Origin of the sequence: Brevundimonas staleyi, assembly GCF_041893865.1 — a bacterium.
GTDB classification, from domain to species: Bacteria; Pseudomonadota; Alphaproteobacteria; order Caulobacterales; family Caulobacteraceae; genus Brevundimonas; species Brevundimonas staleyi.
This window is the reverse complement of the sequence record NZ_CP169082.1, coordinates 2,444,281-2,467,542: the sequence shown is the minus strand read 5'-3', so window position 1 is coordinate 2,467,542 and position 23,262 is coordinate 2,444,281. Positions and strand designations below refer to the sequence as shown.

Annotated in this window: 24 protein-coding genes; 17 read left to right on the top strand and 7 right to left on the bottom strand. The window is 67.6% G+C overall.

Annotated elements, in window-relative coordinates:
- Nucleotides 1-39 precede the first annotated feature (39 nt).
- Both ACETK8_RS12610 and ACETK8_RS12605 read right to left on the bottom strand, forming a co-directional pair.
- Complete coding sequence (locus ACETK8_RS12610; RefSeq protein WP_374036267.1) at nt 40-1,329, bottom strand: dicarboxylate/amino acid:cation symporter; 1,290 nt, start codon at nt 1,327-1,329, stop codon at nt 40-42.
- Between the two features lie 99 nt (nt 1,330-1,428).
- Entirely contained in the window at nt 1,429-2,187 is a 759-nt protein-coding gene (locus ACETK8_RS12605) for an SDR family oxidoreductase (RefSeq protein ID WP_374036266.1), read from the bottom strand.
- Between the two features lie 106 nt (nt 2,188-2,293).
- On the opposite strand from ACETK8_RS12605, the gene ACETK8_RS12600 reads away from it, so the two are divergent.
- Together ACETK8_RS12600 and ACETK8_RS12595 are read left to right on the top strand one after the other, a co-directional pair.
- On the top strand, nt 2,294-2,692 hold the full coding sequence (locus ACETK8_RS12600) for a winged helix-turn-helix transcriptional regulator (RefSeq protein WP_374036265.1): 399 nt from the start codon (nt 2,294-2,296) through the stop codon (nt 2,690-2,692).
- 21 nt (nt 2,693-2,713) lie between these two features.
- The gene (locus ACETK8_RS12595; protein ID WP_374036264.1) at nt 2,714-3,277 is read left to right on the top strand and encodes a hypothetical protein; all 564 of its coding nucleotides are present in this window, start codon (nt 2,714-2,716) and stop codon (nt 3,275-3,277) included.
- A gap of 80 nt (nt 3,278-3,357) precedes the next feature.
- On the opposite strand, the gene ACETK8_RS12590 is transcribed toward ACETK8_RS12595, so the two are convergent.
- The gene (locus ACETK8_RS12590) at nt 3,358-4,074 is read right to left on the bottom strand and encodes an HAD-IA family hydrolase (RefSeq protein WP_374036263.1); all 717 of its coding nucleotides are present in this window, start codon (nt 4,072-4,074) and stop codon (nt 3,358-3,360) included.
- A 67-nt stretch (nt 4,075-4,141) separates the two neighbouring features.
- On the opposite strand from ACETK8_RS12590, the gene glmU reads away from it, so the two are divergent.
- Both glmU and rpiA read left to right on the top strand, forming a co-directional pair.
- Nucleotides 4,142-5,491 carry a bifunctional UDP-N-acetylglucosamine diphosphorylase/glucosamine-1-phosphate N-acetyltransferase GlmU gene (gene glmU / locus ACETK8_RS12585; protein WP_374036262.1) on the top strand — a complete coding sequence of 450 codons (1,350 nt, stop codon included), beginning with the start codon at nt 4,142-4,144 and terminating at the stop codon, nt 5,489-5,491.
- A gap of 56 nt (nt 5,492-5,547) precedes the next feature.
- Nucleotides 5,548-6,171: a ribose-5-phosphate isomerase RpiA gene (gene rpiA / locus ACETK8_RS12580; RefSeq protein WP_374039401.1), complete on the top strand. Its 624-nt coding sequence runs from the start codon at nt 5,548-5,550 to the stop codon at nt 6,169-6,171.
- A gap of 24 nt (nt 6,172-6,195) precedes the next feature.
- Here rpiA and ACETK8_RS12575 read toward each other — a convergent pair whose 3' ends face one another.
- Nucleotides 6,196-7,164 carry a hypothetical protein gene (locus tag ACETK8_RS12575; RefSeq protein WP_374036261.1) on the bottom strand — a complete coding sequence of 323 codons (969 nt, stop codon included), beginning with the start codon at nt 7,162-7,164 and terminating at the stop codon, nt 6,196-6,198.
- Nucleotides 7,165-7,383: 219 nt separating this feature from the next.
- On the opposite strand from ACETK8_RS12575, the gene gor reads away from it, so the two are divergent.
- From gor to ACETK8_RS12555, 4 genes are all read left to right on the top strand, one after another.
- A complete protein-coding gene (gor, locus tag ACETK8_RS12570; RefSeq protein WP_374036260.1) occupies nt 7,384-8,766 on the top strand; it encodes a glutathione-disulfide reductase in 1,383 nt (460 codons plus the stop codon).
- Nucleotides 8,767-8,958: 192 nt separating this feature from the next.
- Nucleotides 8,959-10,329: a class II 3-deoxy-7-phosphoheptulonate synthase gene (locus ACETK8_RS12565; protein WP_374036259.1), complete on the top strand. Its 1,371-nt coding sequence runs from the start codon at nt 8,959-8,961 to the stop codon at nt 10,327-10,329.
- Nucleotides 10,326-10,913, top strand: coding sequence for a prephenate dehydratase domain-containing protein (locus ACETK8_RS12560; protein WP_374036258.1), 588 nt, complete (start codon nt 10,326-10,328; stop codon nt 10,911-10,913). Before ACETK8_RS12565 ends, ACETK8_RS12560 begins: the two co-directional genes overlap by 4 nt.
- A gap of 281 nt (nt 10,914-11,194) precedes the next feature.
- On the top strand, nt 11,195-11,965 hold the full coding sequence (locus tag ACETK8_RS12555; RefSeq protein WP_374036257.1) for a chorismate mutase: 771 nt from the start codon (nt 11,195-11,197) through the stop codon (nt 11,963-11,965).
- Here the strand turns inward: ACETK8_RS12555 and ACETK8_RS12550 are convergent.
- Nucleotides 11,962-12,459 carry a cytochrome C gene (locus ACETK8_RS12550; protein ID WP_374036256.1) on the bottom strand — a complete coding sequence of 166 codons (498 nt, stop codon included), beginning with the start codon at nt 12,457-12,459 and terminating at the stop codon, nt 11,962-11,964. The genes ACETK8_RS12555 and ACETK8_RS12550 overlap by 4 nt on opposite strands.
- A gap of 87 nt (nt 12,460-12,546) precedes the next feature.
- Nucleotides 12,547-13,410, bottom strand: a complete 864-nt coding sequence (gene panC, locus ACETK8_RS12545; RefSeq protein WP_374036255.1) for a pantoate--beta-alanine ligase — start codon at nt 13,408-13,410, stop codon at nt 12,547-12,549.
- A gap of 90 nt (nt 13,411-13,500) precedes the next feature.
- Between panC and ACETK8_RS12540 the strand changes: the two genes are divergently transcribed.
- The 9 genes from ACETK8_RS12540 (at nt 13,501) to ACETK8_RS12500 (ending at nt 22,898) form a co-directional block, all read left to right on the top strand.
- The gene (locus ACETK8_RS12540; protein ID WP_374036254.1) at nt 13,501-14,115 is read left to right on the top strand and encodes an SPOR domain-containing protein; all 615 of its coding nucleotides are present in this window, start codon (nt 13,501-13,503) and stop codon (nt 14,113-14,115) included.
- A gap of 281 nt (nt 14,116-14,396) precedes the next feature.
- The gene (locus tag ACETK8_RS12535; protein ID WP_374036253.1) at nt 14,397-15,230 is read left to right on the top strand and encodes a division plane positioning ATPase MipZ; all 834 of its coding nucleotides are present in this window, start codon (nt 14,397-14,399) and stop codon (nt 15,228-15,230) included.
- Between the two features lie 13 nt (nt 15,231-15,243).
- Nucleotides 15,244-15,666: a molecular chaperone DnaJ gene (locus ACETK8_RS12530; protein ID WP_374036252.1), complete on the top strand. Its 423-nt coding sequence runs from the start codon at nt 15,244-15,246 to the stop codon at nt 15,664-15,666.
- A 219-nt stretch (nt 15,667-15,885) separates the two neighbouring features.
- Nucleotides 15,886-17,478, top strand: a complete 1,593-nt coding sequence (locus ACETK8_RS12525) for a carboxyl transferase domain-containing protein (protein ID WP_374036251.1) — start codon at nt 15,886-15,888, stop codon at nt 17,476-17,478.
- A gap of 8 nt (nt 17,479-17,486) precedes the next feature.
- Nucleotides 17,487-17,870 (top strand): hypothetical protein, encoded by a 384-nt coding sequence (locus ACETK8_RS12520; RefSeq protein WP_374036250.1) that lies wholly within the window; start codon nt 17,487-17,489, stop codon nt 17,868-17,870.
- The gene (locus ACETK8_RS12515; protein WP_374036249.1) at nt 17,867-18,766 is read left to right on the top strand and encodes an enoyl-CoA hydratase-related protein; all 900 of its coding nucleotides are present in this window, start codon (nt 17,867-17,869) and stop codon (nt 18,764-18,766) included. The genes ACETK8_RS12520 and ACETK8_RS12515 overlap by 4 nt, the downstream gene beginning before the upstream one ends.
- 226 nt (nt 18,767-18,992) lie before the next feature.
- Nucleotides 18,993-20,981 (top strand): acetyl/propionyl/methylcrotonyl-CoA carboxylase subunit alpha, encoded by a 1,989-nt coding sequence (locus ACETK8_RS12510; RefSeq protein ID WP_374036248.1) that lies wholly within the window; start codon nt 18,993-18,995, stop codon nt 20,979-20,981.
- A gap of 9 nt (nt 20,982-20,990) precedes the next feature.
- Complete coding sequence (locus ACETK8_RS12505) at nt 20,991-21,389, top strand: DUF1489 family protein (protein ID WP_374036247.1); 399 nt, start codon at nt 20,991-20,993, stop codon at nt 21,387-21,389.
- A gap of 156 nt (nt 21,390-21,545) precedes the next feature.
- On the top strand, nt 21,546-22,898 hold the full coding sequence (locus ACETK8_RS12500; protein WP_374036246.1) for an MATE family efflux transporter: 1,353 nt from the start codon (nt 21,546-21,548) through the stop codon (nt 22,896-22,898).
- On the opposite strand, the gene ACETK8_RS12495 is transcribed toward ACETK8_RS12500, so the two are convergent.
- Nucleotides 22,882-23,253: a bleomycin resistance protein gene (locus ACETK8_RS12495; RefSeq protein WP_374036245.1), complete on the bottom strand. Its 372-nt coding sequence runs from the start codon at nt 23,251-23,253 to the stop codon at nt 22,882-22,884. The two genes, ACETK8_RS12500 and ACETK8_RS12495, sit on opposite strands and share 17 nt — an antisense overlap.
- Nucleotides 23,254-23,262 lie beyond the last annotated feature (9 nt).

The window sequence follows — 23,262 nt, the reverse complement described above, 5'->3', positions numbered from 1 at the left end:
TAATCGCGATTTCTCGACGGAGCAACGGTTGGCGTGGCGTCAGATGCCCGCCGCGCGCACGCCTTCCGGCGTTTCCGCCTCCGGGTCGCCCGGCAGCCAGGCGACGTGGCCGTCGTAGATGCCCTGATTGAGGATGCCTTCCTCCTTCGCCACCAGGACGGGGACCAGCATCTGGCCGGTCACATTGGTGGCCGTCCGCATCATGTCGATGATCCGGTCGATGGCGACGATATAGCCGATCCCCTCCAGCGGCAGGCCCGCCGTGGACAGGGTCAGGGTCAGCATGACGATGGAGGTGCCGGGCACGCCCGCGGTGCCCAGCGAGCCCAGAACCGCCGTCAGGCCGATCAGGATATATTGGGTCAGCGACAGCTCGATCTGGAAATACTGGGCGATGAAGATCGAGGCGATGGCCGGATAGATGGCGCCGCAGCCGTCCATCTTCACATTGGCGCCGAGCGGCACCGCAAACGCCGCATAGGCCTGGGGCACGCCGAGACGCTCCACGGTCTGGCGCAGGGTGATGGGCAGGGTGCCGAGCGAGGAGGAGGTGGCGAAGGCCGTCTGCTGCGCGGCGAAGGCGCCCCGGAAGAAGCTGCGGACGCCCAGGCCATGGACCTTCAACAGGCCCGAATAGACGATCAGGATGTGGAACAGGCAGGCCGCGTAGATGGCGAAGATGAACTTGCCGAGCGGCAGAAGCGCCTCCCAGCCGTAACCGCCGACCACCGAACCGATCAGGCCGAACACGCCGATGGGGGTCAGCTGGATGACCCACCGGGTGATGCGGAAGACGATGGCGGCGCCTTCGTCCACGAACCGCCGCGCCGTCTGGGCGCGGTCGCCGAGCGCGACCAGGGCCGCCCCGACCAGGGCCGAGAAGAAGATGATCTGCAGCACCTTGCCTTCGGCCAGGGCGGCGAAGGGATTGGTCGGCACGATGCCGATCAGCACCTCCAGCGGCGTCGGGATCTCACGCTCGCGAACCTCGCCCAGCGGCAGGTTGGCCAGACCGACGCCGGGATTGATCAGATGGCCGAAGGCGAAACCGACCAGAACGGCCAGGAGGGAGGTGATGGCGAACCACAGGATGGTCCGCGCGCCCAGCCGGATCGCCCCGGCCCCTTCGCCCAGCTTGGCGATCGAGGAGGCGATGGTGAACAGCACCAGCGGCGCGACCACCATCCGGATCAGGTTCAGATAGATGTCGCCGATCGGCTGGAGCCAGACGGTCGCCTGTTCTCTCAGGATCAGGCCGGCGAGAATGCCCAGGGCGAACCCGGCGGCGGTGCGTTGCCACAGGGGGATGGCGAAGAATCTGGCGAACATTCAGGCGGCTTTCGGGGAGGGACCCGCAACATGTTCGCCGCATCCCTGCGCCGCAACGACGCGGCGGCGCAGGAATTCTGATGTTCGCTTTAGAAAACCTCAGTCCAGCGGGCGGTGGTGGCTGTTCACGATGCCGAAGGTCTTGGCGTAGTCGCCGCGCGCCTCGGCGTTCCTGAGGAAGCCGACCCGTTCGACCAGCACCTCGTCATGCCCGGCCTCGAACAGGCCCACGCTCTCGCTGATGAAGTCGGCCAGCGGCATGGAGGCCGGATCCTCGGCATGGCCGGGCATCAGGTCCGTCGCCACGCCCGGAGGGGCCCATTCGACGATCTTGACGTTGGTGTCCCGCAACTGATGTCGCAGCGACTGGCTCCAGGAATGGATCGCCGCCTTGGTCGCCGAATAGGTGGGGGTGAAGGCCAGGGGCACGAAGGCCAGGCCCGACGACACGGTCACGAAGGTCGCGGCGGGCTTGGTCAGCAGGTGAGGGAGGAGGGCGCTGGCCAATCGCACCGTGCCCCACCAGTTGATGTCGACGATCTCCTGCATCTTCGCGATGTCGAAATCGCCCTTCGACAGGCCTTCCGCCTTCATGATCCCGGCGTTGGAGACGACGGTGTTCAGGTCGGGATGCTCGGCCGTGATCTTGGCTGCGAAGGCGGTGATGTCGGTCGGATCGGCGACGTCCAGCGTGTACCAGGCCATGCCGGGGTTGGCGTCGGCGACCTCTTTCAGCACCTCGGCGCGGCGGCCGGCGATGATGACCTTGGCGCCCTTCGCATGCAGGGCCTCGGCCAGGCCGCGCCCCAGTCCGGTGCCGCCGCCGGTGATCAGGACGGTGTCTTTGGCGGTATCCATGATGTGTCTCCTCAAGGGGTGAAAACCGATGAAGGATCAGCTATACCCGACACTCTCCATCGGGAAGTAGGCACCCGAAAGTTCTGTACGCACCCAAGAGTAAGAAATGACCGCGCCAGCCGTTCGCCCGCCGATTTTCGATCACCCGCCCGTCGATCCGCGCGTCGAGGCCCTCGTCACCGAGGTCATCGGCCGGGTCGCCGACAAGTGGACGATGATCGTTCTGGAGGTGCTGGTCGAGCATGGCGAGCTGCGTTTCACCCGTCTGGCCGAATTGTCGGAGGGCATCAGCCAGAAGATGCTGACCCAGACCCTGCGCCAGATGGAGCGCGACGGCCTGGTCATCCGCACGGTGCATCCGGTGATCCCGCCCAAGGTGGAGTATAGGCTGACCGACCTGGGGTTCAGCCTAGCGGAGGCCTTTTGCGGCGTCTGGCTTTGGGCGGAGAAGAACCTGGAGCGGATCGAGGCGTCGCGGGCGTCGTTTGATGCGAGAAAAGCATAACATGCGGATGAGAGGTTCCCGATGAGTGACACTCCAAAGCCTCGTCGAGGTTCAGAGAGTGCGCAGGACATCTATCTGTCTGTTGGTCTCGCGCTGAGCTGGTGGGAGGCAGCCGAGGACGTTTTGATGGGCGTGTTTAGCTTTCTCTGCTCAAAGGTCGAGCCCACTGCATTTGATACTTACGTGGCTGGTTCCCGTTCAGTTCGCAGTCGGATGCTTCTCGTTGCTCTGAACCGATATCAAGAACGTTTCACAAGCGCAGAATTAGGTGAAATTCGCGCAGCCATGAAGGCGTTAGATCGTCTTGCGCTAATGAGAAATCAGATTGCTCACGGACATGTTGGTAGTCGGAACTCAACGGTGGACGGCGTTGTGGTGATGGAAGGCCATTTCCTGCTGCCGTCGCTAAATGAGGTAGGTCACCATATAGCTCGTGACTTCCGCTATTCTCACACGGCCGCCGATATTGATGAATGGCGTGATCGCGTGCGAGCGGAGCGTGCAAGAATAATGGACGCGGAGATGGGGGCTCGAATGCGCGATCAGGAAGTCAGAATGGCGATGAGCAGCGAAGATCGCTTGTGACTTTCTATTGCTGAGGCCATCGCAGAGCAGCGTGTGAAGGTGTCGGATTACGCAATTGTTCGTCGTGGATAGGCTAGGCTTCAAGCCTCGCTCAGCGCCCGCGCCACATAGTGTTCGACCACGATCATATCGACGGCTTCCTCGATGTCCTCGAAGGCGTCGACGATGATGTCGGGCTCCAGCTCCTCCATCGGGATCGGGGTGTAGCCGAAGGTCACGCCGATGGAGGGGATGCCGGCGTCGCGGGCGCAGCCGATGTCGGGCGAGGCGTCGCCGACCATGATGGCCCGCTCCGGATCGCCGCCGACGGATTTCACCGCCTCGACCAGATGGCAGCCCGAGGGTTTCCGCGCCGAGACCCGATCCGGGCCGACGATGGCGGCGAAATGCTTGGTCAGGTCGATCTTGCCGAGTAGCAGTTCGGACAGGTCCGACCGTTTGTTGGTGACGACGATCAGGGTCGCGCCGCGCTCGGCCAGGGTCTCCAGCGTCTCGACCACGCCCTCGAACGGGGCGGAGTGGTCGGCGATATGGTCGATGTAGTCGGCGATGAAGGCGTCGAACAGTTCGGGGGAGGCGGCGCGCTCGGCCGAGGCGCCGGCCAGCTCGAAGCCGTGCTTCAGCAGGGCGCGGGCGCCGCCGCCGATCAGTTCTCGCGCGCTCTCCATCGGGGCGGGCGGCAGGCCTTCGATCACCAGCATCCGGTTCAGGGTGCCGACCAGATCCTGATGCGTTTCGACAAGCGTGCCGTCCAGGTCGAAGCCGATGGTCCAGCCTTCGAGGTCGCGTTCGATCATGGTTCTTCTCCCGTCCGGCCGCCCGATGGGTTAGACCACGGCGCGTGACTAGCCGCCGGACCGATTCATGACCACACCTTCCGCACGCGCCGCCATCATCCTCGCCGCCGGGCAGGGGACGCGGATGAAATCGCCCCTGCCCAAGGTGCTGCACCCGGTCGGTCACCGCGCCATGCTGGACCACGCCATCGATGCGGCCGAGGCCCTGGGCTGCGAACGGATCGTGGTGGTCGTCGGATCGCACTCGCCGGAGGTCCGGGCCCATGTCGTGAAGCGGCTGGGCGAGGACGCCATCGCGGTGCAGGACCCGCCGCTGGGCACCGGCCATGCGGTTCGGGCGGCCGAGGCCGTGCTGGGCGACTTCGTGGGGCAGGTGGTGGTCACCTACGGCGACGTGCCCCTGCTGCGCGCCCACGATATCGAGGCGGTGTTCGAGAAGTCCGACGGCGTCACGGTCATCGGCTTCGAGGCGGCCGATCCCGGCGCCTACGGTCGTCTGGTCATGGACGGCGAGACCCTGACCGCCATCACCGAGGCAAAGGAAGCATCACCCGAAGTTCTGGCCATAACCAACTGTAATTCCGGTGTCATGGCCGCGCCAGTGGGTCTGCTCTTCTCCCTGCTGGCCGAGGTGACCAACGACAACGCCAAGGGCGAATACTACCTGACCGATGTCGTCGAACTGGCCCGCAAGCGCGGCGAACCGACCCGAGTGACCATGGCGTCGGAGGACTCCGTCATGGGGGTGAACGCGCAAGGGGAGCTGGCGCAGGCCGAGGCCCTGTTCCAGAAGGTCCAGCGCGAAACCTTCCTGGCCGCAGGCGTCACCATGTCGGCGCCGGGCACCGTCCACTTCGCCTGGGACACGGAAGTGGGCGCCGGATCAATCATTGAACCCTTCGTCGTCTTCGGCCCCGGCGCCAGGGTCGCCGAGCGCGCCCGCATCCGCAGCTTCAGCCATGTCGAGGGCGCGGTGGTCGCCTCGGGCGCGGAGGTCGGCCCCTATGCCCGCCTGCGTCCCGGCGCGGATCTGGGCGAGGACGTGAAGGTCGGAAACTTCGTCGAGGTGAAGAACGTCCGCATGGAGCCGGGCGCCAAGGCCAACCACCTGTCCTATCTGGGCGACGGCTCGGTCGGGGCGGGGGCGAACATCGGCGCGGGCACGATCTTCTGCAACTACGACGGCTTCAACAAGGCCCGGACAGTGGTGGGCGAGGGGGCCTTCGTCGGCTCCAACTCGGCCCTGGTCGCGCCGGTGACCATCGGCGCGGGCGCCCTGGTCGGATCGGGCTCGGTGATCACCAAGGATGTGCCGGCCGACGCCCTGGCCCTGGCGCGCGGGGTTCAGGTCAACAAGGAGGGCGCCGCGGCGACCTTCCGCAAACTGGCCAAGGCCAAGAAGGCGGCGAAGAAGTGAGCGACCATCAGAAACAGATCGCAGGCGAGGCCGCCGCCGAGCGGGTCGAGGCCGGGATGGTCGTGGGCCTGGGCACCGGCTCGACCGCGGCCTGGTTCGTGAAGGCCCTGGCGGCGCGGAACCTGTCGGGTCTCCGCTGCGTGCCGACCTCGGAGAAGACCGCCGATCTGGCCCGCGAACTGGGCCTGCCTCTGGTCACGCTGGAGGATGTGTCGAAGATCGACCTGACCGTGGACGGCGCCGACGAGGTCGGGCCGGGTCTGGCCCTGATCAAGGGCGGCGGCGCGGCCCTGTTGCGCGAGAAGCTGGTGTGGGAGGCGTCCAGCCGCTGCATCGTCATCGCCGACGCGGCCAAGGTGGTGCCGATCCTGGGCGCCTTCCCCCTGCCGATCGAGGTGGTCGCCTTCGGTCACAAGACGACGGGCAACCGGATCGCCGACGTCCTGATCGACCACGAGATCCAGATGCCGGCGCGCCTGCGTCAGGCCGATCGCGGCGTGGTCCGCACCGACGGCGGCAACGTCATCTATGACGCCAAATGCCAGGCCATCCACGACCCGGTCCGCCTCGCCGACGATCTGAAGCTGATCACCGGCGTGGTCGAGCACGGCCTGTTCCTCGACCTCGCCGACGAGGCGATCATCGGCACGGACGCGGGCGTGGAGATCAGGCTGCCCTGACCGCCACGCCGCGCCGGCGCGTTCCTACTCCTCGACGCTGCTCAACCGCGTATGGGCGCGGCGAATGGAGTTGGCGATTTCGTCGCGAGCCGCGGCCGGACCACGCTGCGCGCGCTGCGCCTGATACAGACCTTCCAGATAGGCCCGGTCCCACTGGGTCAGGCCAGTGGCGTCGTAGGGCGTGTCGAAGACGTTCAGGATCGAGGAATAGGTGCTGGTGTCCGCGCGCGGGTCGATCTGGGCGAAGACGACCATGGAGATGTAATCGACCAGCTGTTGCGACGACACCTCGGCGACCTTGTCGATGTCCAGGATAACGACGGTCTTGACGATCTCGTCGACGATCTGGGTGGTCACTCTGGACGCCAGCATGAAGATGTTCGGCGCGAACTGGCCGGCGACGCTGCAGTTGCCGCTGCACTCGCCGGGGATCCGCGATGCACGCTGTCCGGTCATGGAATCGACCGGCATGCTGACGGTCCACCAGCGAACCGCGTCGTCGGACTGTTTGAACGCCTCCAGGGCCCCGTTGCCGCGATCCATTCCCGATCCACCCGGCCGGAACGATCGCGGCACCCTGGCGGTCATGGTCTGGGCCAGGGTGTCGGGCTCGTCGGAGGCGACGATCACGACGTTGGGCTGGCAATCCCGCCCGCCGCGGCACAGGCCGAGATCGGCCCCCACGGCATAGACGCGATCGGCGATGTATTGGGCGGGCGCGTCCTGAAGGTTCACGACGGCGACGCAGATCGGTTCGTCCCACCGCGCCAGGTTTCGACGCCCGGCGGGCGCGGCGACCTCGGCCACGAAGGTGTCGATCAGGGTCGTCAGCGGACGCCCGGTGACCTCGATGTCCTCCAGACGGATGGACTCGTTGGCCTGAAGGTCCTGTGTCACGACCGGCTGGGTCAGGGTGCGGGCGCTGAGGGCGGCGTTGGCGTCCGCCTCTGTCGACAGGACGGCCATCATGGCCAGGGTGGCGAAGCTGAGCATCCAATCGTCTCCTGAACTGTTCCCACCGCGACGCTAACATCGATCCTGAGTTGCGCCAGTGCGACGATCTCAACGCGGTGGCGTGGCCGAAAGGCCGCGCGCCGCATTGCCGGGGCGGCGACGGCACCCTAAATCCGGGCCGCCGCATGGTCCGTGATCCGAACGCTTCGGACTCTTCGCACGCTTCGGACTGTGTTTTTCGTCTACTTCGGGATCCCCATGGCCGACTACGACTACGACCTCTTCGTCATCGGTGCGGGTTCAGGCGGGGTGAGGGCGGCGCGTCTGACGGCGCTGGGCGGCAAGCGGGTCGCCATCGCCGAGGAGTTCCGCATCGGCGGCACCTGTGTGGTGCGCGGTTGCGTGCCCAAGAAGTTCATGGTCATGGCGTCCGAAGTCAGCCACGCCCTCGAGATCGCCGAGGGCTACGGCTGGTCGTTCGAGGGGACGTCCTTCGACTGGCCGAAATTCCTGGAGGCCAAGGATGTCGAGATCGCTCGCCTGTCGGGCATCTACGCCGCCAACCTCGGCAAGGCGGGCGTCGATCTGGTCCACGGTCGCGCGGTCCTGAAGGACGCCCATACCGTCGAGATCGTCGGCAAGGACCAGACGATCACGGCCGAGAAGATCCTGATCGCCACCGGCGGCCGGCCCTGGGCGCCGGAGACCATGCCGGGCATCGAGCACGCCATCACCTCCGAAGAGGCCTTCCACCTGCCGGAACTGCCCAAACGCATCCTGATCGCGGGCGGCGGCTATATCGCGGTGGAGTTCGCGGGCATTTTCGCCGGGCTGGGCGTCGAGACGACCCTGATCTATCGCGGGCCGAACATCCTGCGCGGCTTCGACGACGACGTGCGCGCCCATCTCGCCGACGAGATCGAGAAGCGCGGCATCAAGATCATCCTGGGCTGCCAGCATACCGAGCTGAAGAAGACCACGACCGGCATCGTCAACGTGCTGGAGAACGGCATGGAGATCGAGACCGACGTTGTCATGTTCGCCACCGGCCGCGTCCCGCACGTCGTGGACCTGGGGCTGGAGACCGCCGGGGTCGAGTTGGACGACAAGGGGGCGATCAAGGTCGATAGCCTGTCCAAGACCACCGCCGACAACATCTGGGCCATCGGCGACGTCACCGACCGGATGAACCTGACCCCCGTCGCCATCCGCGAGGCCGTCGCCTTCCACGAGACGGTCTACAAGGACAACCCCCAGCATTTCGACTACGAGGCCGTGGCCACGGCGGTGTTCTCGCAGCCGCCGGTCGGCGTCGTCGGCCTGACCGAGGCCGAGGCGCGGCACTCCTGTCCCAAGGGCGTCGACATCTACGCGACCCGCTTCCGCCCGATGAAGTACGCCTTCACCGGCTCGGACGAGCGGGTGCTGATGAAGCTGGTGGTCGACGTCGACACCCAGCGCGTCGTCGGCGTCCACATCGTGGGTCCCGAAGCGCCGGAGATGATCCAGCTGGCCGCCGTCGCCGTGAAGGCCGGCCTGACCAAGGCCCAGTGGGACGCCACCTGCGCGGTTCATCCGACCATGGCCGAGGAACTGGTGACCCTGAAGGTCAAACAGTCCCAGGAAACAAACGCCGGCTAATCCGTCTCCTCCCCACGCAGTGGGGAGGTGGCAGCGAGCCCTTGCGAACTGACGGAGGGGTTCTTCGTGCACGCGGAAAGAACCCCTCCGTCTCTACGCTTCGCTCCGAGCCACCTCCCCATTCGCAAAGAAGCGAACGGGGAGGAGACAGCCTTTGTTGTTTCGCAAGCGCGAGAGGCCTATCTTGCGGGCATGACCAAGCGCTGGACCCCTGAATCCTGGAGAAACAAACCCGTCGTGCACATGCCGACGGACTATCCGGACGCGCGCGCCCTTACCGCCGTCGAAGACGAACTGCGCGCCCTCCCGCCGCTGGTCTTCGCGGGCGAGGCGCGCAGCCTGACCGCCAAACTGGCCCAGGTGGAGGCTGGCGACGCCTTCCTGCTTCAGGGCGGTGACTGCGCCGAGAGCTTCAAGGAGTTCTCGACCGACAACATCCGCGACACCTTCCGCCTGATCCTGCAGATGGCGGTGGTCCTGACCTTCGCGGGCCGCAAGCCGGTGGTGAAGGTCGGTCGCATCGCCGGCCAGTTCGCCAAGCCGCGCTCGTCCCCGGTGGAGGAGATCGACGGCGTCTCCCTGCCGTCCTACCGCGGCGACAACATCAATGGTTCGGCTTTCACGCCGGAAGAGCGGATCCCCGATCCCCAGCGTCTGCTGAAGGCCTACAACCAGTCGGCCTCGACCCTGAACCTGCTGCGCGCCTTCGCCGGCGGCGGCTACGCCGACCTCTACAACATCCACCGCTGGACCCAGGGTTTCGCCGACGGCGGCGTGGGCGCCCAGTATCGCGAGCTGGCCGAGAAGATCGCCGAGGCCCTGGCCTTCATGGAGGCGGTCGGCGTCACGCCCGAGACCCATCCCGACCTGAGCCGCGTCGAGGTCTTCACCTCGCACGAGGCCCTGCTGCTGAACGTCGAGAGCGCCCTGACGCGCCTGGACGGGGCGTCGGGCGACTGGTTCGACACCTCGGCCCACATGCTGTGGATCGGCGAGCGCACGCGTCAGCTGGACGGCGCCCACGTAGAGTTCATGCGCGGCATCAAGAACCCCATCGGGGTCAAGTGCGGCCCGACCATGGAGCCGGACGACCTTCTGCCCCTGATCGACGCCCTGAATCCGGACAACATTCCGGGTCGCCTGACGCTGATCGGTCGCTTCGGCTCGGACAAGGTTCACGACCGTCTGCCGCGCCTGATGAAGGCGGCCAAGGAGCACGGCAAGCGGGTCATCTGGTCGATCGACCCGATGCACGGCAACGTCATCAAGGCCTCGAACGGCTATAAGACCCGCCCGTTCTCCCGCATCCTCGCCGAGGTGAAGGGCTTCATCGACGTGGCCGAGGCCGAGGGCGTCCACCCCGGCGGCGTCCACCTGGAGATGACCGGCCAGAACGTCACCGAGTGCCTGGGCGGGGCCACGGCCGTGTCCGAGGACGACCTGTCCAGCCGCTACCACACCCACTGCGACCCGCGCCTGAACGCCGATCAGGCGCTGGAGCTGGCCTTCCTGGTGGCTGAACGCTTGAAGACCGGCCGTCTGTCGAAGTCCAAAGCCGCATGACGACGGGCGACGTCGGCAAGCCGGCCGGCGACGACCGGGGAGGGCGCACCGCCTTTCAGGGCGCACCCGGCGCCTTCAGCCACGAGGCCTGCCTGGAGCTGCGTCCGTGGGACGAGCACGTCGGGTTCGAGACCTTCGACGAGGCGATTTCTGCCGTGCAATCCGGCGATTGCGACTGCGCCCTGATCCCGGTCGAGAACTCGACTATCGGCGTCGTCGAACCGGCCGCGACCCTGGTCGCCGCCTCGGGCCTGCCGGTGCGGGGCGACGTCTGGCGGCCGATCCGCATGGCCTTGATGGCTGTGGATGAGATCGAACTGAACCAGATCCGCAGCGTGGCCAGCCATCCGGCGGCGCTGCGTCAGTGCGCCAGGACGCTTGAACATCTGGGCCTCCCGGCCGTCGAGGCCTTCGACACCGCCGGCGCGGCCCGCGAACTGGCCGAGAGCGGCGACCGCACCCGCGCCGCCATCGCCCCGGTCGCGGCGGCCGAGGTCTATGGTCTGGTGGTTCTGCGCAACGACCTTCAGGATTCGGACGACAATCGCACGCGATTTGTTCTTCTGGCCCGCGAACCGGGTTGACGCCGCACGAAGCTTGCGTGTTTTAAGGGGTACGGATCGCCAACGATCCGAATAACCGGTTCGACCCATGTCCCCGCTGCGCGCCTCGCTTTCGACCCTTTCGCTCCGTTCGCGCGCGGCTGCCTCCTATTTTGGCGGCTATTTCTACGGCTTTCGATACGCCGGCTGAGGCCTCGAGCACCCTTCGCTCCTGACAGCCTCGCCGGCGACCGCCCTTCACCAGGGCGGCGGCGCACCCATTCGCCCTTCATCGAAACGCATCCCGTGAAAGCCACCAAACCATGCCCGCTTCGAACCTCCAGCAAGTCTGGCCCGAAATGAATCCCGAAGACATGTCGCCCGAGCAGATGGCCCTGGCCGCCCTGCGTCACGAAATCGATCTGGTCGACGACGAGATCCTGGCCCTGTTCCAGCGCCGCCTCGCCATCGCCGCCAAGGTCGGTCAGGCCAAGGACGCCCCGCACGGCCCGCACACCAAGCTGCGCCCCGACCGCGAGCAGACCGTCCTCAGCCGCGTCATGGCCAAGGCGGATCCCGAGAACGCCGTCGCCGTCGAAGGCCTGTGGCGCGAGATCGTCGGCTGGGGTCTGGCGCGTCAGGGCCAGCTTCAGGTCCAGGTCTGGGCGCCGGTCGATCCGACCCGAGCCTTCGACGGCGCCCGCCACCGTTTCGGCACGGCCGCCGCGATCCGCATGGTCCGCGACCCGCAGGCCGCCCTGGCCTTCGCCGCAGAGGGCAAGGGCGTGGCCGTGCTGGCGGTCAACACCGAGGACCCCTGGTGGGTCGGCCTGCGTCGCGACTGGTCCAGCTTGAGCGTCTTCGACGGCTTCGGCGCGGCGGGCGGTCAGCCGACCTCTCTGGCCGTGGGCAAGATCGATCCGGCCGCCCTGCCGAAAGGGCGTCGCGTGGTCGTCTCGGCCGGTGGTGACGCCGGCGACGGCGGCGGCGCGCGTCGCTGGGGCCTGAACACCCACCACGGCTGGACCCTGGCCCTGACCGATGCGGACCTGACCCCCGGCGACGCCGAGGGCTGCGTCGGCGCGATCGGCTAGGCCGGCGGCGTTGATGCGATCGACGGGGCCGGCGAAGGCTGGCCCGGGTCGCCCGGCAAGGACTTGATGTAGCGATAGATGTTGCGCTTGTCGGCCTCCGACATGGCGCGAACGCTGGGCCACGGCATGGGCGGCAGGCTGATCCCTGTCTCCAGTAGATGGACCCATTCGTCCTCGGAGTGCCCGGCCACGGTCAGACGCAGGTTCTTGCCGTAGCTGGTGCCCCAGGGGCCGGAGTGGGGCTCGTTGGAGCCTTTCAGCCACTCGGCCTCGGCCGGTTCGGCGCCGCCCGTCATGGCGTAGCGCGGCGTGTGGCAGTCGTTGCAGCCGCCGATCATCACCGCATAGCGGCCGGCCGCGATGTCGGTCGCCGCGACGATGGTCGGGCCGTCGCTGACATCGGCTTTCCCGGTCGCCGTGGTCTCGCCGAGCTGGCAGGCGGATAGAAGGGCCGCTGCGCCGAGGCAGGCCGCGACGATGAGTGTTCTTGTCATTTTAGATTCCCCCGTTCTTCGGAGGAGGCCCCACGGCGCCGCTTGCGTCAATTCACGAGGGTGTCAGGCGGATCAGACCGCCCCAAGTCAGACGGGCATGTTGTCGATCAGCCGGGTCTTGCCCAGCCAGGCCGCGACCAGGATGCGCGCCGGTCCGTCGACCACGCCGTTGGGGAAGGTCGCCAGATCGTCGGCGCGGCGCACGGCGACATAGTCCACGCGCTGAAATCCCGCCTTCAGGATCTCGGCATAGGCGTCGCGTTCGACCGCCGCCAAAGGTCGCTTGTCCGCCGCCTTGATGGCCGCCTCGGCGAGGACGCCGTTCAGCCTGCGGGCGATCGCCAGTTCGTCCTCGGACAGATAGGCGTTGCGCGAGGACAGGGCGAGGCCGTGGCCGTCCCGCTCGGTGGGGGAGCCCACGATCCGGGTCGGGATGTCGAGGTCGCGGGCCATTCGGGTCACGACCATCAGCTGCTGATAGTCCTTCTCGCCGAAGACGGCGACGTCGGCCTGGACCTGGTTCAGCAGCTTGGCCACCACCACGGCCACCCCGCCGAAGAAGTGCGGGCGGAAGTCGGTCTCCAGCCCCTGCGACGGCCCGCCGACGCTGACGGCCGTCACGAAGCCCTCCGGGTACATCTGGTCCACGGTCGGGGCGAACAAGAGGTCGCAGCCGGCCCCGGCCAGCAGCGTCGCATCCTGCGCCTCGCGACGCGGATAGGTGCCCAGGTCCTCATGCGCGGCGAACTGGGTCGGATTGACGAAGACGCTGGCGACCACCTTGTCCGCTCGCCGTCCGGCCTCGCGCACCAGGGTCAGATGCCCCTCGTGGAGCGCCCCCATGGTCGGCACGAAGCCCACGGTGAAGCCATGGCGCTTCCAGTCGCGCACGGTCGCACGCAACGCTTCGACGGTTCGCGCGATAGGCAGGGGAGGAGGGTTGTCGCTCATGCTTACCGTATTAACCCTTCGACTTAAGGCTGTTCGTGCACGGGGCGGAAAAACCTGCCGGGCTATGAGGGGCTTATGACGCCCAGCAGAATGCTTCGTCCAGTGCTCCTCGGTCTCGCCGGCCTCGCGACCTCGTCGTGCAGTCTGGTGGAGGGCGACCCGCACCGGTTTGAGTCGATGGCCCAGCATGTCGCGGACATCCCCCTGGATGGCGGAGCCCGTCCCGTCCGCACCGCCGCCGAGGCCGGGCTTCGTCCCGCGCTCGCCGTCGGCGAAGCGCCCGGCGCGCTCAAGGTCGAGGTCATGAGCCCGCACGAACTCTGGGACGCCCGCGACGCCGGCCTGCGCGGCGCGGTCGCGGCCGCAGCCCCCGCCGTGATCGAGGCCGCCGCGCCGGTCGTGACGGAGGCCGTGGTCCAGCGAGTCTCGGCCGAGATGCCGACCCGTCGTTTGACCCCCGCGCCCGAGGTCGCCCGCACCACCCTCCAGCTCGGCGCCTTCGCCAGCGCCGCCGCCGCCCAGCGCGCCTGGGGCCGGATCGCCGACGCCGGCCACGGCGTGGCCGAACTGACCCCGGTCTTCGAGGCGGTCGAGGTCGACGGCCGCAGCCTGACCCGGCTCAAGGTCTCCGCCCCCGTCGACGCCGCTCGCGCCGTCTGCCGCGCCGCCGACGCGGCCAAGCTGGGGTGCATGCGGAGGGGCTAAGAGATTCTCCCTCCCCCTCGGGGGAGGGTCGTCGCGAAGCGACGGGGTGGGGGCGGCAAGGCGACCAAGCGACGATGCCTGTGGGGCCTTGCCTGGCCGCCCCCACCCGGTCTCCGCCTACGGCTCCGACCACCCTCCCCCGAGGGGGAGGGAGAAGGCTGTGCTGTCCCATCCACAGCCTCCAATTAACCTTTCGTTGACGAAAGCGGCGTCGGCCACGATTCTGGCGAACCATGGGGATCGGCGAGTGAGTCGGTCGTCGCCAGCTATCGGATACCTCCATGACGCAGCCTCAGGTCATCGTCGTCGGCAATGAAAAGGGCGGGGCGGGCAAGTCCACCCTGGCCATCCACATCGTCGCGGGACTGCTGCACGCGGGCCGCCGCGTCGCCATCCTGGATCTCGACCTGCGTCAGCGGTCGATGAGCCACTTCTTCGCCCACCGCGCCGCCTGGACCGCCGCCAACGGCGTGACCCTGCCCATGCCGTCCGAGCCGGACCTCGGCGACGGCAAGGCCCTGGCCCGCGCCGACGAAGCCGAGCAGATCGCCACCTTCGAGCGTGCCTTCGCCGAAGCCCAGGACGCCGACGTCATCCTGATCGACACCCCCGGCGGCGATACGCCCCTGGCTCGCGCGGCCCACGCCAAGGCGGACCAGATCGTCACGCCCATGAACGACAGCTTCGTCGATTTCGACATGCTGGGCGCCGTCGATCCGGTGACGCTGGAGCTGCTGAAGCCCTCCACCTATTCGGAAGCCGTCTGGGAGGCGAGGAAGGTCCGCGCCATCAAGGAGGGCCGTCACGCCGCCATCGACTGGGTCGTCATCACCAATCGCCTGGCCGTGGCCGAGGCCCGCAACCGCAAACGTCTGGAAGAGCGGATGCTGAAACTGGCCAAGCGGGTCGGCTTCCGCGTCGGGCCGGGTCTGCGCGACCGGGTCATCTATCGCGAGCTCTTCCCCTTCGGCCTGACGGTCGCCGACCTGTCGAACGAGGTGCGCCCCGTGGCCGTGTCACTGGCCCACGTCGCGGCGCGTCAGGAGATGCGCAACCTGATGCAGTCGCTGGGTCTGGACGCGGCGACGCTGCCGGCGCTCGACGCCGCCGCCTGACCCGAGGTTTCCCGTGGGCCTGATCTGGCTGGTGCTCGTCGCCATCGGCGTCTGGGCGCTCGTCCGGCTGGGTCGCCAGACCGAGGGACCCCGTCGTGGACAATGGCGGGTGGCGGCGACGCTGATCTCCGCCGTGCTGCTGGCGGGCGGGGCCTTGGCGTTGTCGAAGGGAGCGTGGATCAGCGGGGCCGCCCTGGTCGGGGCCGGGCTGTGGCTGACGGTGTCTTCGCGGATCCGCAGTGTCGCGCCGAAGCGGGCGGAAGACGTCGGGCTCTCCGAAGCCGCGTCGATCCTCGGCGTGCCCATCGACGCGACCCCGGAGGCCGTCAACGCCGCCTGGCGCCGGCTGATGGCGCGGGCGCATCCGGATCAGGGCGGCACCGAAGGTCTGGCCGCTCGGCTGAACGCGGCCAAGGACCGAATGCTCAGGAAATAGCCTCTCCCCTTGCGGGAGAGGGAGGCGGCGCACGAGAGCGTAGCGATCGTCCTTGCGCCGGCGGGTGAGGGGTGAAACTCGCTCTTGCCGGGTAAGCACCGGCCACATCCCGTCTGCGTCCCCGTACCCCTCATCCGTCCGCTTCGCGGCCACCTTCTCCCGCAAGGGGAGAAGGAAGCTCACTTCCCGCCCGTCTCATTCCCCCCTAAACCTCGCCCCATGCCGAAGCTGACCTCTTCCATCGATCCGCAGTCGCCGAGCTTCAAGGCGCTGCACGCCCACAACACCGCCCTGAACGCCGAGCTGCGCGAGCGGGTCGCCAAGGCGGGCAGGGGAGGCTCCGACGCCAGCCGCGACCGCCACGTCTCGCGCGGCAAGCTTCTGCCACGCGACCGGGTCGAACGCCTGCTGGACCCCGGCTCGCCCTTCCTGGAGGTGGGCCAGCTCGCCGCCAACGGCATGTATGGCGACGAGGCGCCCGGCGCGGGCATGATCTGCGGTGTCGGTCGCGTCTCGGGCCGCGAGGTCATGATCGTCGCCAACGATCCGACGGTGAAGGGCGGCGCATACTTCCCGATGACGGTGAAGAAGCACCTGCGGGCCCAGGAGATCGCCGAACAGAACAACCTGCCGTGCGTCTATCTGGTCGATTCCGGCGGGGCCAACCTGCCGCACCAGGCCGAGGTCTTCCCCGACCGCGACCATTTCGGCCGCATCTTCTTCAACCAGGCGAACATGTCGGCGAAGGGCATTCCCCAGATCGCCTGCGTCATGGGGTCCTGCACCGCCGGGGGCGCCTATGTCCCGGCCATGTCGGACGAGACGGTCATCGTCCGCAACCAGGGCACCATCTTCCTGGCCGGTCCGCCCCTGGTGAAGGCCGCCACCGGCGAGGTCATCTCGGCCGAGGAACTGGGCGGTGCCGAGACCCATGGCAGGAAGTCCGGCGTCGTCGACTATGTCGCGGAGAACGACGAGCACGCCCTGGAGATCGTTCGCGACATCGTGGGGCACCTGAACAGCGTCAAACGCGTCGACATGGACATCCGCGAGCCGAAGGCGCCGGCGCTGGACCCGGCCGAGCTCTACGGCCTGATCCCCGACGACGTCCGCGCCCCCTATGACGTGCGCGAGGTCATCGCCCGCGTGGTCGACGGCTCGGAGTTCGAGGAGTTCAAGCCGCTGTACGGCACGACCCTGGTCTGCGGCTTCGCCCGCATCTGGGGCTATCCGGTCGCCATCCTGGCCAACAACGGGGTGCTGTTCAGTGAGAGCGCGCTGAAGGGCGCCCACTTCATCGAACTGGCTTGCAAGCGGAAGATCCCGCTGGTCTTCCTGCAGAACATCTCCGGCTTCATGGTCGGCGGAAAATACGAGGCCGGCGGCATCGCCAAGGACGGCGCCAAACTGGTCACTGCCGTCGCCAGCGCCTCGGTGCCGAAATTCACCATACTGATCGGCGGCAGCTTCGGCGCCGGCAACTACGGCATGTGCGGCCGCGCCTACAGCCCGCGCTTCCTCTTCACCTGGCCGAACAGCCGCATCTCCGTCATGGGCGGCGAACAGGCGGCCAGCGTCCTCGCCACTGTCCATCGCGACGCCGACAGCTGGACCCCGGACCAGGCCGAGGCCTTCAAGGCGCCCGTCCGCCAGAAGTACGAGGACGAGGGCAATCCCTACTACGCCACCGCCCGCCTGTGGGACGACGGCGTCATCGACCCGACCCAGACCCGCGACGTGCTGGGTCTCGCCATCTCGGCCTCGCTGAACGCGCCCATACCCGACACGACGTTTGGCGTGTTCAGGATGTGACGCCGTCTATGCGCAAACTTGTCCTGGCCATGCTGATCATTGGGTCTTTCGCCGGTTGCGCTGCCGATCCAAAGGTCATGCCGGAGCCGTTCCAAGGCGTTTGGGCGGAAAGCTCGGGCACCTGCCTGAACGAGGCCGGGAGGTTGGTCGTGACGTCAAACTCAGTCGCGCATCCGAACGCTCAGGGTGAGGTGTTGGAAATTGCTTTCGAACCACCCCCTCCAGTGTGGCGTTTGGCTGCTGATATTCGTTGGGCGATGAGCGAGAACAAGCCTCAAGGGTCGGCGGACAATCCGACGACGATGCTTTTATCTCCAGACTTGCAGGCGCTGACCTTCACTTCGGACTTCGACGCCAGAGTCTATGTCCGATGCCAGGAACCTATTGAATGACCGACAAGCCCACTGAATCCGACCTGAACGCGCTGGACATCACCGACGCCGAGGCCGCCGAGATCAACGCCATCGTCAATCCGCTGGTGCCCGACGCGGCGCCGGACGCGAACGACGATCTGGTCCAGATCGACTCGACCACCGACGGCGTGGTCTTCGTGACCATCAACCGGCCGCAGAAGAAGAACGCTTTCGACGCCGCGACCATCGCCGCCTTGTTCGAGGCGTTCGAGACCCTGCACGGCGCCGACCATGTGCGGGTCGTCTTCATCCGTGGGGCGGGCGGCACCTTCAGCGCGGGCGGCGATCTGAACTGGATGAAGTCGGCGATCGACTGGTCCGAGGGCGACAACCGCGACGACGCCATGGGGCTGGCGAAGATGCTGAAGGCCCTGCACGACATTCCGGCCCTGACGGTCGCCCTGGTCGAGGGTTCGGCCATGGGCGGCGGCGCCGGCATCGTCTGCGCCTGCGACATGGCCGTGGCGGTCGAGGGGACGCGGTTCGCCTTCTCCGAGGTCAAGCTGGGCCTTATCCCCGCGACCATCGCCCCCTATGTGATCGAGGCCGTGGGGCCGCGCCGCGCGCGCCAGCTGTTCCTGACGGCCAACATCTTCGACGCCGACTACGCCGCCCACGCCGGGATCATCGACATGGTCCTGCCCGAGGGCACGATCGACGAGTTCGTCTCCATGCTGACCGACAGCCTGAGCCAGAACGCACCGGGCGCCATGGGCGAGGCCAAGCGTCTGGTCCGCGAGATGGCGGGCCGGACGATCGACCACGGCCTGATGGAAGAGACCGCCAAACGCATCGCCCGCGCCCGCGTCTCCGAAGAAGGGCAGGAGGGCGTCCGCGCCTTCCTTGAAAAGCGCCCGGCCCGCTGGGCGGAATAGGACGATCAACGCGTCTCCTCCCTGTCGCGCAGCGATGGGGAGGTGGCAGCGAGCTCTTCGCGAGCTGACGGAGGGGGCGACTCGGTCTCGACGGGCGAGCACCACAAGCTCTCACCTCACGCACCGTCTCGCCCCCTCCGTCACGGCGCTGAAGGAGCGCCGCGCCACCTCCCCATCCTTCGGACGGGGAGGAGACAATCGGTGCGTGCCGCACTAAACCAACCCCATGTTCAAATCCGTCCTGGTCGCCAATCGTGGCGAGATCGCCTGCCGCGTCTTCCGCACCGCCAAGCGGATGGGGATCCGCACCATCGCCGTCTATTCCGAGGCCGACGCCGAGGCCCTGCATGTGCGAGAGGCGGACGAGGCGATCCTGATCGGCCCGGCCCCGGCGCGTGAGAGCTATCTGGTCGCTGAGAAAGTCCTGGCCGCCGCCAAACAGGCGGGCGCCGAGGCCATCCACCCGGGCTACGGCTTCCTGTCCGAAAACGCAGAGTTCGCCGAGGCCGTGGTCGCCGCCGGCATGATCTGGATCGGCGCGCCGCCGGCCTCGATCCGCGCCATGGGGCTGAAGGACGCGGCGAAAAAGCTGATGGTCGAGGCGGGCGTGCCCGTCACCCCCGGCTACATGGGCGAGGACCAGTCGCCGGAGCGCCTGAAGTCCGAGGCCGACGCCATCGGCTATCCGGTCCTGATCAAGGCGGTGGCGGGCGGCGGCGGCAAGGGAATGCGTCGTGTCGATGCGGCCGATGCCTTCCTCGACGCGCTCGCTTCGTGTCAGCGCGAGGCGGCCTCCAGCTTCGGCGACGATCGGGTCCTGATCGAGAAATACATCCTGTCGCCGCGCCACATCGAGGTTCAGGTGTTCGGCGACAGCCACGGCGAAGTCGTGCATCTGTACGAACGCGACTGCTCCCTCCAGCGCCGCCACCAGAAGGTGATCGAGGAGGCCCCGGCCCCCGGCATGGACGCCGCGACGCGCGAGGCCGTCACCTCGGCGGCCGTGAAGGCGGCCAAGGCCGTGAACTACGTCGGCGCCGGCACCATCGAGTTCATCGCCGACGCTTCGGAAGGGCTGAAGGCCGACCGCATCTGGTTCATGGAGATGAACACCCGGCTGCAGGTCGAACACCCGGTTACCGAGAGCATCACCGGCGTCGATCTGGTCGAATGGCAGTTCCGCGCGGCGGCCGGAGAGCCCGTGCCGCTGAAACAGGCCGACATCCCCATGAACGGCTGGGCCATGGAGGCCCGTCTGTATGCGGAGGATCCGTCGAACGGCTTCCTGCCGTCGATCGGCAAGCTCGAGCATTTCGTCCTGCCGGACGACATCCGCATCGACACCGGGGTGTTCGAGGGCGGCGAAGTCAGCCAGTTCTACGATCCGATGATCGCCAAGCTCATCGTGCATGAGGAGACGCGTGAGCAGGCAGCCGAAGCCCTCGCCGACGCCTGCGCGGAGGTCGAGGTCTGGCCGGTGAGGACCAATGCCGGATTCATGAACCGACTACTGCGGCATCAGCGCTTCCTGACCGGCGAGGTAGACACGGGTCTGATCGCGACCGAGGCCGACACGCTGATGCTCGCGCCCGATGACGTTCGCGAAGCCGCCGCCGTCGCGCTGCTGGCCGAAGAGCGGATGTACGAAAATCAACAGGTCACGCGCGAACCGTTCACGCCTTGGGACGGTGAGAAGGGCGTCGGTGGGTTTCGCCTCAACGGACGCCGTCGTTCCGTCATTCACGCGACGGTCGGCGGCGAGCGTGTCGCGCGGAACGCCTTGTCCGCCATGTCGGGAGACTGGTCCTGGCTGGTTGGAGAAGGGGACGACGCGCTCAAGGTGCAGGTCAGCTATCACCCCAACGAGTTGGTCATCGGTGAGCGCCACTTCGCCTACGCCGCTGTGGGTGATGACACCGTGATCTTTGATCGTGGGGACGCGCTTTCCGTCGCTCCAGCCAAGGCCGCACAAGGTGGGGCAGGTCCGGCCTCCGACGGCGCACTCCGCGCGCCCATGCCCGGCAAGATCGTCGCCACGCCCGCCAAGGCCGGGGACGTGGTGACCAAGGGCCAGCCGATCATCGTGCTGGAGGCCATGAAGATGGAGCACGCCCTGACCGCGCCCTTCGACGGCGTGGTCGGTGAGATCGGCTATGCGGTCGGGGATCAGGTCGGGGCCGACGCCGTGCTGGCGAAGGTCGAGGCGAACGCCTAACTCCCGCCCATGCCCCTGCACATGATCAAGCTCTGCGTCGGCGTGTCCGACGTGGAGTGGCTCGAGACCCGCGCCGCGACCGGCGCCCCCCTGATCGTCCACACCCGGATGACGCCCAAGCGCGCGACCGAGATCGAGGACGGCGGCTCCCTCTACTGGGTCATCAAGGGCGTGGTCCTGTGCCGCCAACCGATCCTGGACATCACGACGAAAGGGGAGGGCCAGACCGCCCGCTGCGAGATCACCCTGGCCCCCGAGGTCATCCGCACCGCGCCCCTGGCCCGCCGTCCCTTCCAGGGCTGGCGCTATTTCGAGCCCAAGGACGCGCCGGTCGACCTCAGCCGGATCGACGCCGGCGACGTGCCGGAGGATCTGGCCAAGGAACTCCGCGAACTCGGCGTCTGGTAGGGTTTGGTGAGTAGGGCTTAGGTCTTAGGGATTAGGCGCGTCGTGCTCGCCATCAGGATATTCGGGGTTCGCGGCGAGCACCCGGTGTGAGAAGAGAGCCGCCCTTCCGCCTGCCCCCAAGCCCTACTCCCTAAGCCCTAAGACCTGCTCACTCCCATGCTGTCTCCCGCCACCCGTTCCGCCACCAAGGAACTCCTGACCTTGGCCTGGCCAGTGGTGCTGGCGCGCATCGGCATCATGACCATGGGGCTGACCGACGCCATCGTCGTCGGCAACTACGCCTCGCGCGAACTGGCCTTCCATTCGCTGGCCTGGGCGCCGCATTCGATCATCGTGGTGACGGCCGTGGGCCTGCTGTTCGGCGTCCAGGTCATGACCGCCCGGATGCTGGGCGAGGGGCGGCGCGCGGAGGTCGGCGCGGTCCTACGGCGCGGCCTCGTCTATGCGCTGCAGATCGGCATTGCCGCCTGTATCGCCCTGATCGTCACCGGCCCCTGGCTGCTGAAGCAGATGCACCTCGACACCGGCTTGGCCGAGGGCGCCGGGCCGGCCCTGATCGTTCTGGCCCTGTCCATGCCCGCCTATCTGGTCTCGGTCGCGGGCCAGTTCTTCCTCGAGGCGCTGGGCAAGCCCAAGCCCGGCATGGTCGCCATGTGGGTGGCCAATGCGGTGAACCTGGCGCTGAACCTGTTGCTGGTGCCCGACATCCTCGGCCTCGGTCTCGGTCTGCACGGCGCCACCGCCTCCTGCTGGGCCACCTTCTCGGCGCGCGCGGCCCTGGCCATCTTCCTCGTGATCTACATCGTCCGTCTGCCCGAGGCGCGGGCGCTGGGGATCTTCACCAAGCCGACGCCCGATCCCAAGGCCGCCGCCGAGCAGCGCAAGATCGGCTACGGCGGGGGCTCGTCCTATTTCATCGAGGTCGGGGCCTTCGCCGCCATGACCTTCATCGCCGGCCAGCTCGGCGCCAACGAGACCGCCGCCTGGGCGGTGGTGCTGAACATCTCGGCCATCGTCTTCATGGTGCCCATGGGCCTGTCGTCGGCAACGGCGGTTCTGGTCGGGCGAGCCTACGGCAGGGGCGAGAGCGAGGCCGTGCTGCGCGCCGGGCTTGTGGGCATCGGCGTGGTCACGGCCCTGACCCTGATCGTCGCCATTGTGGTCTGGCCCAGCGCCCACCTGCTGGTCAGCGCCTACAACCGCGACCCGGCGCTTCTGGCCATCGCGGCGCCCGCCGTGGTGCTGGCCACCCTGTTCTTCGTCGCCGACGGCATTCAGGTCGTGGCGGCCCAGGCCAATCGTGCGGCCGGCGACGTCTGGTGGCCGACCGTCATGCATTTCGTCGCCTATGGCGGGATCATGATGCCGCTGGGCTGGGTGCTGGCGCACCAGATCGGCGTCGACGGCCTGGTGTGGGCCGTGATCATCGCCAGCCTGGTCTCCTCGACCCTGCTGACCGGCCGGTTCGTGCGGATCGCGCGTCGGGCGCGTGCTACGGCCGCTGCGTGAAGCAGACCCGATTGCCGTCCGGATCATCGACGCAGAACTCCCGCGTGCCCCAGGTCTGATCCGTCGGTCCCTGGTGGATCGGCGAGTCCGGTTTGGCCGAGGTATCCAGCCCCCGTGCCTTGAATCGCACGAACAAGGCATCGACTTCATCGGTCAGGACGGTGACCGATCCTCCATAGGCGCCGTCGCCGGAATGGCTGGACAGGTGCAACTCCGCCTCGTCGCGCATCAGGATCGAGAAGGCCGGATCGGCCGGTTCCGGCCAGACGCCGACGAGCTCGAAGTCCAGCACCTCGGTATAGAAGGCGATCGAGCGCAGGATCGCGCTGGATTTGACGACGGGGATGATGGGCACGGGCGATCT

Excerpts from the sequence above, each read along its gene's own strand:
- ACETK8_RS12610 (WP_374036267.1), bottom strand. The coding sequence starts at position 1,329 with ATGTTCGCCAGATTCTTCGCCATCCCCCTGTGGCAACGCACCGCCGCC.
- ACETK8_RS12605 (WP_374036266.1), bottom strand. The coding sequence starts at position 2,187 with ATGGATACCGCCAAAGACACCGTCCTGATCACCGGCGGCGGCACCGGA.
- ACETK8_RS12600 (WP_374036265.1), top strand. The coding sequence starts at position 2,294 with ATGACCGCGCCAGCCGTTCGCCCGCCGATTTTCGATCACCCGCCCGTC.
- ACETK8_RS12595 (WP_374036264.1), top strand. The coding sequence starts at position 2,714 with ATGAGTGACACTCCAAAGCCTCGTCGAGGTTCAGAGAGTGCGCAGGAC.
- ACETK8_RS12590 (WP_374036263.1), bottom strand. The coding sequence starts at position 4,074 with ATGATCGAACGCGACCTCGAAGGCTGGACCATCGGCTTCGACCTGGAC.
- glmU (WP_374036262.1), top strand. The coding sequence starts at position 4,142 with ATGACCACACCTTCCGCACGCGCCGCCATCATCCTCGCCGCCGGGCAG.
- rpiA (WP_374039401.1), top strand. The coding sequence starts at position 5,548 with ATGGTCGTGGGCCTGGGCACCGGCTCGACCGCGGCCTGGTTCGTGAAG.
- ACETK8_RS12575 (WP_374036261.1), bottom strand. The coding sequence starts at position 7,164 with ATGCTCAGCTTCGCCACCCTGGCCATGATGGCCGTCCTGTCGACAGAG.
- gor (WP_374036260.1), top strand. The coding sequence starts at position 7,384 with ATGGCCGACTACGACTACGACCTCTTCGTCATCGGTGCGGGTTCAGGC.
- ACETK8_RS12565 (WP_374036259.1), top strand. The coding sequence starts at position 8,959 with ATGACCAAGCGCTGGACCCCTGAATCCTGGAGAAACAAACCCGTCGTG.
- ACETK8_RS12560 (WP_374036258.1), top strand. The coding sequence starts at position 10,326 with ATGACGACGGGCGACGTCGGCAAGCCGGCCGGCGACGACCGGGGAGGG.
- ACETK8_RS12555 (WP_374036257.1), top strand. The coding sequence starts at position 11,195 with ATGCCCGCTTCGAACCTCCAGCAAGTCTGGCCCGAAATGAATCCCGAA.
- ACETK8_RS12550 (WP_374036256.1), bottom strand. The coding sequence starts at position 12,459 with ATGACAAGAACACTCATCGTCGCGGCCTGCCTCGGCGCAGCGGCCCTT.
- panC (WP_374036255.1), bottom strand. The coding sequence starts at position 13,410 with ATGAGCGACAACCCTCCTCCCCTGCCTATCGCGCGAACCGTCGAAGCG.
- ACETK8_RS12540 (WP_374036254.1), top strand. The coding sequence starts at position 13,501 with ATGCTTCGTCCAGTGCTCCTCGGTCTCGCCGGCCTCGCGACCTCGTCG.
- ACETK8_RS12535 (WP_374036253.1), top strand. The coding sequence starts at position 14,397 with ATGACGCAGCCTCAGGTCATCGTCGTCGGCAATGAAAAGGGCGGGGCG.
- ACETK8_RS12525 (WP_374036251.1), top strand. The coding sequence starts at position 15,886 with ATGCCGAAGCTGACCTCTTCCATCGATCCGCAGTCGCCGAGCTTCAAG.
- ACETK8_RS12520 (WP_374036250.1), top strand. The coding sequence starts at position 17,487 with ATGCGCAAACTTGTCCTGGCCATGCTGATCATTGGGTCTTTCGCCGGT.
- ACETK8_RS12515 (WP_374036249.1), top strand. The coding sequence starts at position 17,867 with ATGACCGACAAGCCCACTGAATCCGACCTGAACGCGCTGGACATCACC.
- ACETK8_RS12510 (WP_374036248.1), top strand. The coding sequence starts at position 18,993 with ATGTTCAAATCCGTCCTGGTCGCCAATCGTGGCGAGATCGCCTGCCGC.
- ACETK8_RS12505 (WP_374036247.1), top strand. The coding sequence starts at position 20,991 with ATGCCCCTGCACATGATCAAGCTCTGCGTCGGCGTGTCCGACGTGGAG.
- ACETK8_RS12500 (WP_374036246.1), top strand. The coding sequence starts at position 21,546 with ATGCTGTCTCCCGCCACCCGTTCCGCCACCAAGGAACTCCTGACCTTG.